This window comes from Cupriavidus gilardii (assembly GCF_013347325.1).
Lineage (GTDB): Bacteria > Pseudomonadota > Gammaproteobacteria > Burkholderiales > Burkholderiaceae > Cupriavidus > Cupriavidus gilardii.
Window position 1 is genome coordinate 1,856,950 of the sequence record NZ_CP054624.1, and the last position, 12,881, is coordinate 1,869,830.

General features: G+C 64.6%; 15 protein-coding genes and 1 pseudogene. 6 read left to right on the plus strand and 10 right to left on the minus strand.

Annotated elements, in window-relative coordinates; all coding sequences use genetic code 11:
• Positions 1-174: 174 nt before the first annotated feature.
• On the minus strand, positions 175-1,377 hold the full coding sequence (locus tag FOB47_RS08380; RefSeq protein WP_174780583.1) for an ABC transporter substrate-binding protein: 1,203 nt from the start codon (positions 1,375-1,377) through the stop codon (positions 175-177).
• 299 nt (positions 1,378-1,676) lie between these two features.
• Between FOB47_RS08380 and FOB47_RS08385 the strand changes: the two genes are divergently transcribed.
• The gene (locus tag FOB47_RS08385; RefSeq protein ID WP_053823510.1) at positions 1,677-2,516 is read left to right on the plus strand and encodes a FadR/GntR family transcriptional regulator; all 840 of its coding nucleotides are present in this window, start codon (positions 1,677-1,679) and stop codon (positions 2,514-2,516) included.
• Positions 2,517-2,543: 27 nt separating this feature from the next.
• On the opposite strand, the pseudogene FOB47_RS08390 reads toward FOB47_RS08385, so the two are convergent.
• Both FOB47_RS08390 and FOB47_RS08395 read right to left on the minus strand, forming a co-directional pair.
• A pseudogene (locus FOB47_RS08390) lies at positions 2,544-2,735 on the minus strand (tripartite tricarboxylate transporter substrate binding protein); the annotation flags it as partial.
• Between the two features lie 26 nt (positions 2,736-2,761).
• On the minus strand, positions 2,762-3,730 hold the full coding sequence (locus FOB47_RS08395) for an Rpn family recombination-promoting nuclease/putative transposase (protein ID WP_174780584.1): 969 nt from the start codon (positions 3,728-3,730) through the stop codon (positions 2,762-2,764).
• Between FOB47_RS08395 and FOB47_RS08400 the strand changes: the two genes are divergently transcribed.
• Together FOB47_RS08400 and FOB47_RS08405 are read left to right on the plus strand one after the other, a co-directional pair.
• Entirely contained in the window at positions 3,729-3,962 is a 234-nt protein-coding gene (locus tag FOB47_RS08400; RefSeq protein ID WP_174780585.1) for a hypothetical protein, read from the plus strand. The two genes, FOB47_RS08395 and FOB47_RS08400, sit on opposite strands and share 2 nt — an antisense overlap.
• Positions 3,963-3,995: 33 nt before the next feature.
• Entirely contained in the window at positions 3,996-4,724 is a 729-nt protein-coding gene (locus FOB47_RS08405; protein WP_174780586.1) for an SDR family oxidoreductase, read from the plus strand.
• Positions 4,725-4,852: 128 nt separating this feature from the next.
• On the opposite strand, the gene FOB47_RS08410 is transcribed toward FOB47_RS08405, so the two are convergent.
• The 3 genes from FOB47_RS08410 to FOB47_RS08420 all read right to left on the minus strand — a co-directional run bounded on the left by FOB47_RS08410 (position 4,853) and on the right by FOB47_RS08420 (position 7,092).
• Positions 4,853-5,836 carry an NAD(P)H-dependent flavin oxidoreductase gene (locus tag FOB47_RS08410; RefSeq protein WP_151022816.1) on the minus strand — a complete coding sequence of 328 codons (984 nt, stop codon included), beginning with the start codon at positions 5,834-5,836 and terminating at the stop codon, positions 4,853-4,855.
• 41 nt (positions 5,837-5,877) lie between these two features.
• Entirely contained in the window at positions 5,878-6,495 is a 618-nt protein-coding gene (locus tag FOB47_RS08415; protein ID WP_174780587.1) for a 2-hydroxychromene-2-carboxylate isomerase, read from the minus strand.
• A gap of 147 nt (positions 6,496-6,642) precedes the next feature.
• Positions 6,643-7,092 (minus strand): Lrp/AsnC family transcriptional regulator, encoded by a 450-nt coding sequence (locus tag FOB47_RS08420; protein WP_053823506.1) that lies wholly within the window; start codon positions 7,090-7,092, stop codon positions 6,643-6,645.
• 162 nt (positions 7,093-7,254) lie between these two features.
• Between FOB47_RS08420 and FOB47_RS08425 the strand changes: the two genes are divergently transcribed.
• Both FOB47_RS08425 and nhaA read left to right on the plus strand, forming a co-directional pair.
• On the plus strand, positions 7,255-8,130 hold the full coding sequence (locus tag FOB47_RS08425) for a DMT family transporter (protein WP_174780960.1): 876 nt from the start codon (positions 7,255-7,257) through the stop codon (positions 8,128-8,130).
• Positions 8,131-8,409: 279 nt separating this feature from the next.
• Complete coding sequence (nhaA, locus tag FOB47_RS08430; RefSeq protein WP_174780588.1) at positions 8,410-9,648, plus strand: Na+/H+ antiporter NhaA; 1,239 nt, start codon at positions 8,410-8,412, stop codon at positions 9,646-9,648.
• Between the two features lie 172 nt (positions 9,649-9,820).
• Here nhaA and FOB47_RS08435 read toward each other — a convergent pair whose 3' ends face one another.
• Positions 9,821-10,345 (minus strand): carboxymuconolactone decarboxylase family protein, encoded by a 525-nt coding sequence (locus FOB47_RS08435; RefSeq protein WP_174780589.1) that lies wholly within the window; start codon positions 10,343-10,345, stop codon positions 9,821-9,823.
• Between the two features lie 49 nt (positions 10,346-10,394).
• Between FOB47_RS08435 and FOB47_RS08440 the strand changes: the two genes are divergently transcribed.
• Complete coding sequence (locus FOB47_RS08440; RefSeq protein ID WP_174780590.1) at positions 10,395-10,532, plus strand: hypothetical protein; 138 nt, start codon at positions 10,395-10,397, stop codon at positions 10,530-10,532.
• A gap of 19 nt (positions 10,533-10,551) precedes the next feature.
• On the opposite strand, the gene FOB47_RS08445 is transcribed toward FOB47_RS08440, so the two are convergent.
• From FOB47_RS08445 to FOB47_RS08455, 3 genes are all read right to left on the minus strand, one after another.
• Complete coding sequence (locus tag FOB47_RS08445; RefSeq protein ID WP_053823502.1) at positions 10,552-11,604, minus strand: asparaginase; 1,053 nt, start codon at positions 11,602-11,604, stop codon at positions 10,552-10,554.
• A 158-nt stretch (positions 11,605-11,762) separates the two neighbouring features.
• Positions 11,763-12,317 carry a thioredoxin family protein gene (locus tag FOB47_RS08450; protein ID WP_144425925.1) on the minus strand — a complete coding sequence of 185 codons (555 nt, stop codon included), beginning with the start codon at positions 12,315-12,317 and terminating at the stop codon, positions 11,763-11,765.
• A 100-nt stretch (positions 12,318-12,417) separates the two neighbouring features.
• Positions 12,418-12,852, minus strand: coding sequence for an organic hydroperoxide resistance protein (locus FOB47_RS08455; RefSeq protein ID WP_174780591.1), 435 nt, complete (start codon positions 12,850-12,852; stop codon positions 12,418-12,420).
• Positions 12,853-12,881: the final 29 nt, after the last annotated feature.

Below are 12,881 nucleotides of genomic sequence, written 5' to 3' on the forward strand. Positions count from 1 at the left end.
GGATGGCGCCCTCTGACCATCGAAGGCGCGGCGTTCTTCCTGTCCCCTCAGGGGGACAGGGTTGGGGAGAGGGGCTGGTTGCGAAGCGCAGGGGTTGGCAAGCGCCCCTTGCCCTGTCCCCCACCCCTCTCCCGCAAGCGGAAGAAGGAGAAGGGGGAAGATCAGCCGGATCGCTCAAGCCATCTTGCACTGCGTCTGCTCGGGCGGCAGGAAGGCCTTGCCGACGCTGATCACGTCGGCGTAGTCGTCCTTGTCCTTCATCCTGGCCTTGGCCTTGCCCTTGAGCAGGTAGTAGTTCTTCAGCACCTGGTGATCGGCCGCGCGGATTTCCTCGGGGCCGGTCAGCCCCTCGTACTTGAGCCCTTCCATCGCCGCGATCACGGCCTTCGGGTCCGCACTGCCGGCCTTGACCATCGCGTCGAGCATCAGCTTGGTACAGATATAGGAACCGGCCAGGCTGTAGTTCGGATTGGCCTTGAAGGCCGTCTTGCAGCGCTGCACCAGGTCGCGGTTCAGCGGCGTGTCGACCCCGTGCCAGTATTGCGCGCCGAAATAGACGCCGTCGCACAGGTCCGCGCCCAGCGATTCGAACTGCTCGAGCCCCGAGGCCCAGGCCAGCAGGATCGTCGTGTTCTTCTTCATGCCAAAGCTGACCGCCTGGCGCAGCGTGTCGGCCGATTGCGAGCCGAAGTTCAGGATCAGCAGCACGTCGGGCTTGGCCGCGATCGCGTTGGTCAGATAGCCGCTGAATTCCTTCTCGTTGAGCGCGTGGTAGCTGTTGCCCACATGCTCGATGCCCTTCTCCTTGAAGATATTCTTGGCCGCCGACAACAGGCCCTCGCCGAACACGTATTGCGGCGTGATCGTGTACCAGCGCTTCGCCTTGGGCATCGACTCGATCAGCGGCCGCACGGTGCGCTCGATCGCGCCGTAGGTCGGCACCGACCAGCGGAAGGTCGCGCGGTTGCAGTCCTTGCCGGTGATCTCGTCAGCGCCGGCGGTGGTGACGAAGACCCCGCCGAACTTCTCGGCCTCCTTGCCCATCGCCAGCGATTCGGACGACAGGATGCCGCCGGCGAAGTAGCGCGCGTTCTTCTGCTGCGCCAGCTCCTGCACCTTGCGCACCGCAGTGGCGGGCTTGCCCTCGGTATCGAGCACGCTGTAGCGCAATGGCTTGCCGAGCACCTTGCCGTACTGCTCGACGATCAGCTTCATGCCGAGATCGGCGAACTTGCCGTTGGCCGCGAACGGGCCGGACATCGGCACCGGGCAACCGAGTTCGATCGCATCGTCGGCGGCCAGAACGGCACCGGCGCGCAGCAGGGATGCGGGGACGGCGGCCAGCGCGCCGAGTTTGAGCACGTCACGACGATTCAAAGCTCACTCCTTGGATCTGTGGGGTCCATCGAAAGGGAAGGTCCGGCACGCGACAGGATCGCAACAGCGCTACAGCAAGAATCGAACCCGTTTATTCTATTTATACGTATAAACTGGTTGAAGGCATCATAGAAGCCGGTTTGCGCGACTGTCAATGAAGCGCCGGTCAGGGTTTACCTGCGCCCACGGACGCGGCGGGCATGCGCGAACGCGGTGCCGTGCGCACCGCGATGGACCTTGGTGAACCGGCAAGGCGCATGCCGCACCGGCATGGCGATCAACGAAAGGAAGGACAATCCATGGTGACGTTCCGCGGCGCGAAGGCGCCGGCTCTGGCGATCCGCAAGCAGAAGCGCGCCGACCTGGTGGCGGAGGAACTGAAGCGGCTGATCACCGAGCGCGATCTGAAGCCCGGCGACAAGCTGCCGCAGGAGATCAAGCTGCAGCAGACCTTCGGCGTCAGCAAGAGCACGATCCGCGAAGCGCTGAAGTCGCTGGAGGTGCAGGGGCTGATCAGCGTCAGCACCGGTCCGGCCGGCGGCGGCACCATCGTCGAGGTGCCGCTGGACCGCACGTTCCAGCTGATGCAGAACTACCTGTTCTTCAAGGACGTGGGCATCGCCGACGTCTATACGGTGCGCCGTCTGCTCGAGCCGGAGCTGGCCGCCGGCGCGGTGCCACATCTGACGGAGGACGACTTCCGCGCGCTCGAACACACGATCGACCTGTGCGACCCGACCTCGGCCTCGGCCGCCGCGCCGCTGGACCAGCGCCAGGAGGACCTGAGCTTCCATGACATCCTGGCCGCGGCCAATCCGAATCCGATGCTGCGTTTCTGCTGCGAGCTGATCAACGAGATGCTGCGGCAGCTGGTGGTGTTCGGCAACGACACGCCGGCCTGCGAGCACGAAAAATTCGGCGCGTCCAATGTCCGCTTCCACAAGAAGATCGTCGCGGCGGCGCGCGCGCGCGATGCCGAGCAGGTGCGCAAGCTGATGGCAGCGCATATGCAGGACTGCACGCGCCATATCACGCGGATGAACGGCCGCGTGCATGGCCGGCTGGTGCTCGACTCGGAATTGCCGCGCCGTTCGCTGGTGGTGCGGCCCCGCGATCGCGAGCCCGAGCAAGCCGGTTGAAGGCGCGGTCGGCCCCGCGCCGCAGCGCTAGTCGGCCTTGATGCCGGTTGCGCGGATCAGCTCGGCCCAGCTCGCGGTTTCTCCCCGGATCCGCGTCGCCAGCGCTTCGGGCGTGCTGGCCCGCGGCGCCAGCATCGCGTACCACGAACTGACCTCGATACCGGCCATGCCCTGCTCCGCCATCGAGGGAATATTCGGCGCGGCCGGCGAGCGTTTGGCGGGGCCTGTGTGAAAAAGCCGGGCGCTCATGCCGGGTTGTCTTCGAATACTTCGGCCAGGGTTTCGGCGCGAAGCAATCGCGTTGACCAGTGATCGAGCTGCTCTTCCGTTGCGCACTGAATCCTGGCTACCGCATATTCCGGCAACGATCCGAAGCGAATGGTAAGCTGCCGCTGCAGTATCCGGGCCTCGCCCTCCAGCCTTCCCTCAAGCCGGCCTTCGGCCTTCCCCTGTTCAATGTACTGACGCTCCCACACCTTGAAGCTCTGACTCAGTTTCATATTCATCTCCTTAAAATCGTTGACCACCGCTATGTCCAGCGTGTTGCCACTACGCCGGCCAATGAGCTCCGGCAACACGTTAAGGAAGATTCGCTGCAGCTCCGCGTCGCCCTTCACGATGTCGGCGAGTTTGTCGACCAATTCGCCGACCTCCTGCGGGGTTTCCGCCTCTTCCAGCTGCATCAGTACCGCAACCGGGTTGCGCATCGCGCGCAACTTTTCCTTGCTGATACGTCCACTATCCAACAGCAGGTATTTAAGCTTGGGCAGGTAGTCACCGACAAGTCCAAGCATCTCCGGCAGCATCTCCGCAATGTCGGTCGGCGCATCCCATGGCGTTTCGCCGTTGTAAAGCACAATCGGCAACACCGGCGGGATGCCAAGCCGAGGCTTGACGTATTCCTTGCGGATCAGACTTTGATAGAGCAGTCCAAGATAGGACATGATCCGCACCGGCATGCCGTAATCGACTGTGCTCTGGAACTCCATCATCAGATAAAGGTAGACCCAATCGTCATTGGCGCGAACCCGCCAGACGATGTCATTGGCCCGCTGGCGCAGATCGTCTGCGACATAGTGGCAAGGGATACTTTCTAGCGTGCCGAAGTCGAGCCTGCGGAGCCATGGATCTGGAATGAATCCCGAGACCAGGTTGCGGACCATCGATGGAGAGGAGAACAACTGCTTGTAGCTGGCGTCTTCGAGTTGGACCATGGTTGGCATCGAGGAGTATCGAGGCCGACAGCATCCTGCGCGCGGGCTCTCGATGCTTCACAGAAGGACACGCATTTTGCGTTTCATGCCGCCGTCGGCCGACATTGAGAATCGTCTTAGCGATGGGCGCGCCGTGGCCCATCAGGCTGACCTGGCCGCCAGCAGCCTTCGGCAAAATCGCGGACACTATCCGGCGTTGCAATACAACTCGATCGGCTTGCCGCCGGGATGAACGGCGGTGCCAGGCCGCCCCGAAGGAGACACCATGACCCAAAAGAAGGCCATCCTTGTCATCGGCGCCGGCGATGCGACCGGCGGTGCAATTGCGCGGCGCTTCGCCCGCGAAGGCTATATCGCCTGCGTGACCCGGCGCAACGCCGACAAGCTGGCGCCGCTGGTCGCGCAGATCGAAGCCGAGGGCGGCATCGCCCATGCCTTCGGCTCGGACGCCCGCAAGGAAGAGGAAATGACGAGCCTCGTCCAGCGCATCGAGGCGGAGATCGCGCCGATCGAGGTGGCGGTGTTCAACATCGGCGCGAACGTCCGCTTCGACGTGCTGGACACGACGGCCCGCGTCTACTTCAAGGTCTGGGAGATGGCCTGCTTCGCGGGCTTCCTGATGGGACGCGAGACGGCGCGGGTGATGGTGCCGCGCGGCCGCGGTTCGATCTTCTTTACGGGAGCGACCGCCAGCCTGCGCGGACGCGCCGGATTCGCGGCGTTTGCGGGCGCCAAGCACGGCCTGCGCGCGTTGGCGCAGTCGATGGCGAAGGAGCTGGGACCGCAGGGCATCCATGTTGCCCATCCGATCATCGACGGCGCGATCGACACCGCGTTTATCCGCGAGAACTTCCCCGAGCGCTATGCGCTGAAGGATCGCGACGGCATCCTGAATCCCGAGCACATCGCCGACGCCTACTGGATGCTGCACCAGCAGCCGCGCGACGCGTGGACGCACGAGCTCGATCTGCGGCCCTGGATCGAAGCCTGGTAACGGGCTGAGTCGCTCGGTCCCGGCGCTGGCGGGAACGATAGCGACGCTTGCACGAGGCGAGCTACGTCGCCCCGCGCACGCGAAAACCCAGTGGCCTGGACGCCTGGAGACCCGCAGCCGCCCGCCGCTCAGCGCCCGCTATCGAACATCCCCGCCAGCCGCTGGAACGTCAGCTGCTCGGCCTCGTTGACGATCCGGTCGATCAGCGTCTTGACGCTCGGGATGTCGTGGATCAGCCCGGCCACCATGCCGCAGCTCCAGGCCCCTGCCTCGACATCGCCCTCCACCATGACCTTCGGATAGATACCGGCGACCTGGTCGTAGATATCCGAGATCTTGAGGTCGGCGCCCTTCTCGCGCTCGATCTGCAGCAGCCGCTCGACGCCGCCATTGTTCAGCACCCGCTCGGTATTGCGCAGCGCCCGCATGATCAGCCGCGTATCGAGCTCGCTCGCTTCGACGATCGCCTGCTTGACGTTCGCATGCACCGGCGCTTCCTCGGTAGCCAGGAAGCGCGTGCCCATGTTGATGCCGTCCGCGCCCAGCGCCAGCGCGGCCACCAGGCTGCGGCCGTCGGCCATGCCCCCGGACGCGACGAACGGAATCTTCAGTGCTTCGGCGGCCCGTGGCAGCAGGATCATGTTCGGCACGTCGTCCTCGCCCGGATGGCCGCCGCACTCGAAGCCGTCGACGCTCGCCGCATCGCAGCCGATCTTCTCCGCCTTCAGCGCGTGACGCACCGACGTGCATTTGTGAATCACCTTGATGCCGGCCGCCTTCAACGCCGGCATGTACTGTTCGGGACTGCGGCCCGCGGTCTCGACGATACGCACGCCACCTTCGGCGATGGCCGCAATGTATTCCGCGTAGGGCGGCTCCGAGAACGTCGGCAGAAAGGTCAGGTTGACGCCGAACGGCTGGTCCGTCATCTCGCGGCAGCGCGCGATCTCCCTGGCCAGCAGCTCGGGCGTGCGCTGCGTCAGCGCAGTGATGATGCCCAGGCCGCCGGCATTGGAAACGGCCGCCGCCAGATCGGCAAGGCCGACGAAATGCATGCCGCCCTGGATGATCGGATAGCGGATCGCGAACAGTTCAGTGATGCGTGTTTTCATGGGCAGGAGGCCTCCGAACGGGTGGAAAGGCAGGACGCGAATCAGGCGGCGCGCGCGCGGACGATCTCCTCTTCGACGTCGCGCAGGCTGTCCTTGCCGAAGAAGATCTCGTCGTCGACGAAGAACGTGGGCGCGCCGAACGCCCCGCGCTCGAATGCGCGCTGCGTATTGGCGACCAGCGTTTCCTTGACGGCCGGCTGAGTGATCGCCTCCAGCAACAGGGCACCATTCAGTCCGGCTTCGTTCAGCACGGATTCGATCACGGCTGGATCGTCCATTTTCAATCCACGCTCCCACATCGCGCTGAAGACCGCATCGACATAGCGCGCAAAGCTGCCATCGCGATTTGCCGCGATTGCGCCTCGCATGATCTGCAGCGTGTTGACCGGAAAGTGGGGATTCATTCGAAACGCGGTCAGGCCATGTCGCCGGATAAAGCGCTGCATTTCCAGCTGCCCGTATTCCGGCTTGTTCCTGATGCCGGCAAACGCCTCCATCGGCGAACGGTTGCCGGTCAGCCGAAACAGGCCACCGAGCAGAATCGGCACGTATTCGAAGGTCACACCGGTGCTCGCTTCCATGGCCGGAAGGACCTTGTGCGCCAGATAGGCGTTGGGACTGCCGAAATCGAACAGGAACTGCGCGTTGACGGTACGCATTGCTTGTCTCCATCTCCGATGGTGGTTCTTTTGCCGATCGGCTTCGCCGGCTCGTTCTCCGCCAACAATGTATCGTCGTGCGGGTGTTTGGCAAGGCTTTCCGCGTCCGTTCCACCATGCAGTCCGGGCGTACCAGCCGCGCAGGCGTCAGCCGCGGCTCTCCCCGATCGGCGCGCCGCGCTTGGGCACCACCTTGGCCTTGACCACCGAGGTATTGGTTTCGGCCATTTGCGCGACCCGATCCAGCAAACCATCCAGTTCCTCGATCGAACGCACATACAGGCGGGCAACAAAGCAATCCTCGCCGGTCACCTTGTCGCATTCGCCGATCTCCGGAATGTCGGCGATCAGCTTTTGCACGATATGGAGCTTGCCGGGCAGCGGGCGGATACGAACGATCGCCTGCAGCGGATAACCAAGCGCGGCCGGATCGATATCGATGGTGAAGGCACGAATGACCTTGCGTTCTTCCAGGCGTTTGAGCCGTTCCGAAGTGCTCGGCGAAGACAGCCCGACACGGGCGGCCAGTTCCTTCAGTGAAATCCGGGCGTCCTCTGCCAGCACGGCAAGGATGCGCCGATCGACATCGTCGAGCATTTTTATCTTCCTTAGGCGATCAGGCGATATGCCTTCCAAATACAGGAATGGACCCCATCCAGCCTAACAAACCATATAGAATCGCGGCCCTCCTCATGCGATTCTAAACACCATTCAGCCTTCAGGAGAAAGACGGTGAATTCCCTACGCGGCACTGCCGAAATGACGGCCTCGATGGTGTTGTCCGGCACCATCGGCTGGTTCGTGGTCGAGTCCGGACAGCCGATCCGCGACGTCGTGTTCTGGCGCTGCCTGTTCGGCGCGCTGACGCTGCTGGCGGTCTGCGCCGCGCTGGGCATGCTGCGTCAGCTGACCTGGCGCACGCTGGGCCTGGCGGCACTGGGCGGCGTGGCCATCGTGATGAACTGGCTGCTGCTCTTTGCGGCCTATCCGCGCGCATCGATTTCGATCGCAACGGCGGTCTACAACACGCAGCCGTTCATGCTGGTGGCATTGGGCGCGCTGCTGTTTTCCGAGCGCATCACGCTGACCAAGCTGGCCTGGCTGCTGATCGCGTTCTCGGGCGTGCTGATGATCGTCCAGGCCAAGCCGGACCGCGGCCATGGCGCCACCGACTATCTCGGAGGCATCGCGCTGGCGCTGGGCGCGGCCTTCTTCTACGCGGTGGCGGCCATCATCACCAAGCGCCTGTCCGGCGTGCCGCCGCATCTGATCGCGCTGATCCAGGCCTGCGTTGGCATGGCGATGCTGGCACCGTTCGCCAATCTGTCGGACCTCGCGGCCTATGACGGGTCGTGGCCGATGCTGGCGACGATCGGCGTGGTCCATACCGGGCTCGTCTATATCCTGCTGTATGGCGCGATCCAGAAGCTGTCGACGGCGATGACGGCGGCGCTGTCCTTCGTCTATCCCGTGGTCGCGATCGTCGTCGACATGGTGGCCTTCGGTCTGCGCCTCGATTGGGCGCAGTGGGCCGGTGCCGCGGCGATCCTGATCGCGGCCGCGGGCATGACGCTGGGATGGCGGCTGCCGCTTGCGCGCAAGCACGGCGCCGCCGCCAAGAGCGGATCCGCTTAACGACGTCTCCGCCCTCCTGCCACCCCGTTCCGGTATACTTCGGCCCGGGTGCTCACCCCACGGGGTGGCAGGATTAGCGTCGGTCGGGCCGCCACGCGGCTTTTCCGCGACCGATGCATGCACCACCCTCATCCGGACCATTCCCCTGGTCGACTCACCGCTCCCACGCGCTGTCACGTAACGCCGCCTTCCGCGCCTCCCGGCAACGGAAGCCGCGGCGTCTGCGCGCGCGCAATCCCATTCGCTTCCATCCCGGTATAGCTTCCCAAGAGAGGTCCCATGGCAATCGTACAAAGACGACTCTCCAATACGTTCCAGCGCTTTTTCGAGTCCGAGAAGGCGGGCGGCATCCTGCTGATCGCCTGCACCGTCGTTTCGCTGATACTGGCCAATTCGCCGGTCGGCGATCAGTACCTCCACCTGTGGCATGTGAAAGTCGCGGGCCTCAGCGTCGAGCACTGGATCAATGACGCGCTGATGGCCATTTTCTTCCTGCTGATCGGCCTCGAACTCGAACGCGAGCTGTACAACGGCGAACTGTCCAGCCTCCGCAATGCCCTGCTGCCCATCGTCGCGGCGGCCGGCGGCATAGCGGTTCCCGCACTGATCCACTTCGGATTCAACGGCGGCACGCCGACGCAGGCCGGCATCGGCATTCCGATGGCGACCGACATCGCGTTCGCGCTCGGCGTGCTGGCGCTGCTCGGCAGCCGCGTGCCCGCGTCCCTGAAGATATTCCTGACCGCGCTCGCCGTGATGGACGACCTCGGCGCCATCATCGTGATCGCGCTGTTCTACACGGCCGAGCTGGCATTCGTCTATCTGGCCGGCGCCCTCGCGGTATTCGGCGCGCTGCTGTTCATGAATCGCGTGCTGCGCGTGATGTCGCTGATTCCCTATCTGCTGGGCGGCGTGCTGATGTGGTTCCTGATGCTGAAGTCCGGCGTGCACGCGACGATTGCCGGCGTGCTGCTGGCCTTCGCGATCCCGTTCTCCGGCCGCCAGGACGACGCCGCATCGCCATCGCATCGGCTCGAGCATTTCCTGCACCGGCCGGTGGCCTTCGTGATCCTGCCGATCTTCGCGTTGGCGAATACCGGCATCGTGATCGGCGGCGACTGGGCGCAGGAGCTGGCCTCGTCGAACAGCCTGGGCATCCTGGCCGGACTGATGGTCGGCAAACCGCTGGGCATCACGATCCTGAGCTTCGTCGCGGTGGCCGTCGGCATCTGCAAGCTGCCGCTGGACCTGCGCTGGCGGCATGTCTTCGGCGCGGGCCTGCTGGGCGGTATCGGCTTCACGATGTCGATCTTCATCACCAACCTGGCCTTTGCCGGCGAGCCGGGCGTGATCAATGCATCGAAGATGGCGATCCTGCTGGCATCGCTGAGCGCGGGCGTGCTGGGCTTCGTCTGGCTGAAGCTGTTCGGCAAGCCGGTGGCGTCCGATGTCGATATGGATACGATGGACTTCGAGGCCGATCCGGTATCGCAGCCGGACGCCCCCTCGGGGCGCTGAGCCGCAGAGGGGTTGTTCCGCCCTGCCCACTGCGGCCCCTCCCCCGCTTGCGGGAGAGGAAGGCCGCGCAGCGGCGGAGCGGCACCCTTGTCCCATGAGTGTGCTCGAGGTTTTCTCACCTCTCCCGCTCGCGGGAGACGGGCGGGGGAGAGGGCAGCCCCCAGGCACAACGCTACCTCTTGTCGTGCGAATGCACCTGCAGCGCCTCCAGGAAGCGCGACACCATGTTGTACGCCGCGATGGTCGCGGTCAGCTCGACCACATGCCGGTGCCAGAAGTGCCGCGCGATCTCCGCAAACACAGCCGGCTCGACACGAATGTCGCGCGTCATCGCGTCGGTGTAGGCGAGCACCGCGCGCTCGACATCGGCGAACAGCGTGCTGTCGCGCCAGGCGGGCAACGCATCGAGCTGGGCTTGTGTCATACCCTCCTTCAGCGCGATCGGCGCATGCTGGTCGGCCTCGTACGACGCGCCGTTCAGGATCGCCACGCGCATGATCACCATTTCGCGCAGCGCGCCGGGCAAGCTCGATTTCTGGCGGATCGCGGTCAGATAGGTCAGCCAGCCTTCGGCCACCGGCGGCGCGTGCAGCAGCATCTGATAAAGATGCAGCACGCTGCCACGCTCGGCGGCAATCCGCTCGGCCAGCGGCTGGATGTCGGGCGCCGACAGATCGGCGTAGGGAATGGCGGCCATATTGATGTTCGTAGTGGCGTAGTGAAATGGCGAAGCTTGAGACCGACCGGTGCGGTCCGTTGGCCTGGTCAGCCGCAAGACCTCGCCGCCGTCGGAAATTGCGGCGCAGGCCATGGTGGAGGTCGGCATCGTCGCCGACCGGCTGAAGCGGCGGTGGCCGGGATGGATCTGGCCACCGGCCGCGTAGCGTTGCTGCGGTCCTGCCCTTACCGGCTGAACGCCGCCTGCAGGTCGGCCTGGCTGGTCACGCCTCGTTGCAACAGCAGCATCAGCAGGATGCGCGCCTTGGCCGGCTTCAGATCGTCGGCCATTACTGCGCCGGCGTCGAAGCTGGTCTTGCCGCCGCCGACGAAGCCGTAGTTCGGCAGGACGCGTCCGTTGTGCACGCGGGTCGAGATCACGACCGGCACCTTCTTCGACAGCGCGTATTTGACGGCTTCGAACATCGGCTGATTCATGTTGCCCATGCCGAGCGCCTGCACCACGATGCCCTTGACGCCACGGTCGACGGCGTTGCGCAGCGCCGCGCCATCGGCACCGCCGTACATCGCGACGATTTCGACTTCGGGCATCTTGTCGGTCTGGATCGGAATATGCTGGCGGCGCGATGGCGTGCTGCTGTAGATGACCCGATCGGGATACACCTCGCCGATAAAGCCGAAGTCGCCCGAGTTGAACGTCTCGACGTTCGCGGTGTGGGTCTTGGTGACGTAACGGGCGGCATTGATCTGGTTGTTCATCGCCAGCATCACGCCCTTGCCCTTCGATTGCTCGTCGACGGCGATGCGCGCGGCGTTGAGCAGATTGCGCGGCCCATCGAAGTCGGGCGACGAGGCATTGCGTTGCGCGCCGATCAGCACGACGGGCTTGTCCGAGCGCACGGTCAGGTCAAGCCAGTATGCGGTTTCTTCCAGCGTATCCGTGCCGTGCGACACGATGACGCCGGCCACGTCCGGCCGATCCAGCGAAGCCTGCACGGCCCTGGTCAGCGCGATCCAGCGCGGCGGATCCATGTAGTCGGACGGCACGTTGGACAGATTGTTGACCTGGATGGTGGCGTACTTGCCGATGTCGGGCACCGTGGCCAGCAGGTCGTCGCCAGAGATCGCAGGTACCGGTGCATTCTTGACCGGGTCGATCTTCATCGCGATGGTGCCGCCGGTGGCGATGAACTGCACAACCGGCTTGTTCTGCGCGAACGAAGTGGTAGTGGCTGACGCAAACAGCAGCATGCTGAGCAGGGCGCGGCTTGGCTTCATTCGAAGTCTCCTGGGATGTGATTATCGGAACCCGGCTCAGTCCCTTGGGGGGACGGACGGGTTCGCTTGCATTGGGCCACATCTTGCCGCCCCGCGCCATCCGGGCGACTCCCCGGATTCCCGGGGCGCTGCTCGACGCCCCGGCGGGGACAGGACCGCTATTGCTTGCGCTGCGCCAGCGCATTGCGGATCGCCGCTTCCGTTTCCGCGTACTGCCCCTCGCCGAAATGCTGGTAGACGATCTTGCCTTCCGCATCGACGAGATAGAGCGCGGGCCAGTACCGGTTGTGATAAGCCGACCATGTCGCATAGCCATTGTCCTGAGCGACCGGATAGCGGATATCGAAGCGCTTGATCGCGGCCTGGACGTTGGCGGTCGACTTTTCGAACGGAAACTCGGGCGTATGCACGCCGACCACGACCAGCCCCTGATCCTTGTACTTGTCATGCCACTGCTTGATGTAGGGCAGCGTGTTGATGCAGTTGATGCAGGAATAGGTCCAGAAGTCGACCAGCACGACCTTGCCGCGCAGGCCCTCCATGGACAGCGGCGGCGAGTTCAGCCAGCGGTCGATGCCGACGAATTCGGGCGCCCTGGTTTGATGGGGAATAGTGGCGCCACCGGTGGAACCCACGGCGTTGGCGCCATTGCCGATGAAACAGACCGCGGCGATGCCGGCGGCGGCCAATGTGGAAGCGAGGAGCGTGCGCATGATATGTCGGACGGATCGAAATGGATGAGAGGAGGCGGGTTGCGGACTGGGCTGGCAGGCCACTGCCGGTCAGTTGACCGGCAGGAAGGCCGTTACACGCTCAAACCAGCACGGTCTCCACGTGGATGTTTCCGCGCGTTGCCTTCGAGTACGGGCAGATGCCGTGCGCCGTCTCGACCAGAGCCCGCGCCACGCCGCTGTCGACGCCGGGGATATGGACCTGCAGACGGGCCTGCAGCAGGAAGGCCTCGCCGGCCATGGCCAGGCCGACCTCGGCGTCCACCGACGGTGCGGACGGCAGCGCGACGTTCAGCTTGCCGGCGGCCTTGCCCAACGCGCCGATGAAGCAGGCGGACCAGCCCGCGGCGAACAGCTGCTCCGGGTTGGTGCCGGCGCCCTTGCTTCCCGGCGGCGACAGCTTGATGTTCAGCCGGCCGTCGTCGCTGTGTGCCTCGCCGTCGCGTCCGCCGGTGGTGCGGGTCTTGCCGGTGTACAGCACCTTGTCGATCGGGGCTGCCTGGGTCGTCTGGGCCATTTCGGTTTCCTCGCTGGTTCGATCCATGG

Bases quoted from the DNA above. Each gene is read 5' to 3' on its own strand.
- FOB47_RS08385 (WP_053823510.1), top strand. From the start codon at position 1,677: ATGGTGACGTTCCGCGGCGCGAAGGCGCCGGCTCTGGCGATCCGCAAG.
- FOB47_RS08400 (WP_174780585.1), top strand. From the start codon at position 3,729: ATGGTTGGCATCGAGGAGTATCGAGGCCGACAGCATCCTGCGCGCGGG.
- FOB47_RS08395 (WP_174780584.1), bottom strand. From the start codon at position 3,730: ATGGTCCAACTCGAAGACGCCAGCTACAAGCAGTTGTTCTCCTCTCCA.
- FOB47_RS08405 (WP_174780586.1), top strand. From the start codon at position 3,996: ATGACCCAAAAGAAGGCCATCCTTGTCATCGGCGCCGGCGATGCGACC.
- FOB47_RS08410 (WP_151022816.1), bottom strand. From the start codon at position 5,836: ATGAAAACACGCATCACTGAACTGTTCGCGATCCGCTATCCGATCATC.
- FOB47_RS08415 (WP_174780587.1), bottom strand. From the start codon at position 6,495: ATGCGTACCGTCAACGCGCAGTTCCTGTTCGATTTCGGCAGTCCCAAC.
- FOB47_RS08420 (WP_053823506.1), bottom strand. From the start codon at position 7,092: ATGCTCGACGATGTCGATCGGCGCATCCTTGCCGTGCTGGCAGAGGAC.
- FOB47_RS08425 (WP_174780960.1), top strand. From the start codon at position 7,255: ATGACGGCCTCGATGGTGTTGTCCGGCACCATCGGCTGGTTCGTGGTC.
- nhaA (WP_174780588.1), top strand. From the start codon at position 8,410: ATGGCAATCGTACAAAGACGACTCTCCAATACGTTCCAGCGCTTTTTC.
- FOB47_RS08435 (WP_174780589.1), bottom strand. From the start codon at position 10,345: ATGGCCGCCATTCCCTACGCCGATCTGTCGGCGCCCGACATCCAGCCG.
- FOB47_RS08445 (WP_053823502.1), bottom strand. From the start codon at position 11,604: ATGAAGCCAAGCCGCGCCCTGCTCAGCATGCTGCTGTTTGCGTCAGCC.
- FOB47_RS08450 (WP_144425925.1), bottom strand. From the start codon at position 12,317: ATGCGCACGCTCCTCGCTTCCACATTGGCCGCCGCCGGCATCGCCGCG.
- FOB47_RS08455 (WP_174780591.1), bottom strand. From the start codon at position 12,852: ATGGCCCAGACGACCCAGGCAGCCCCGATCGACAAGGTGCTGTACACC.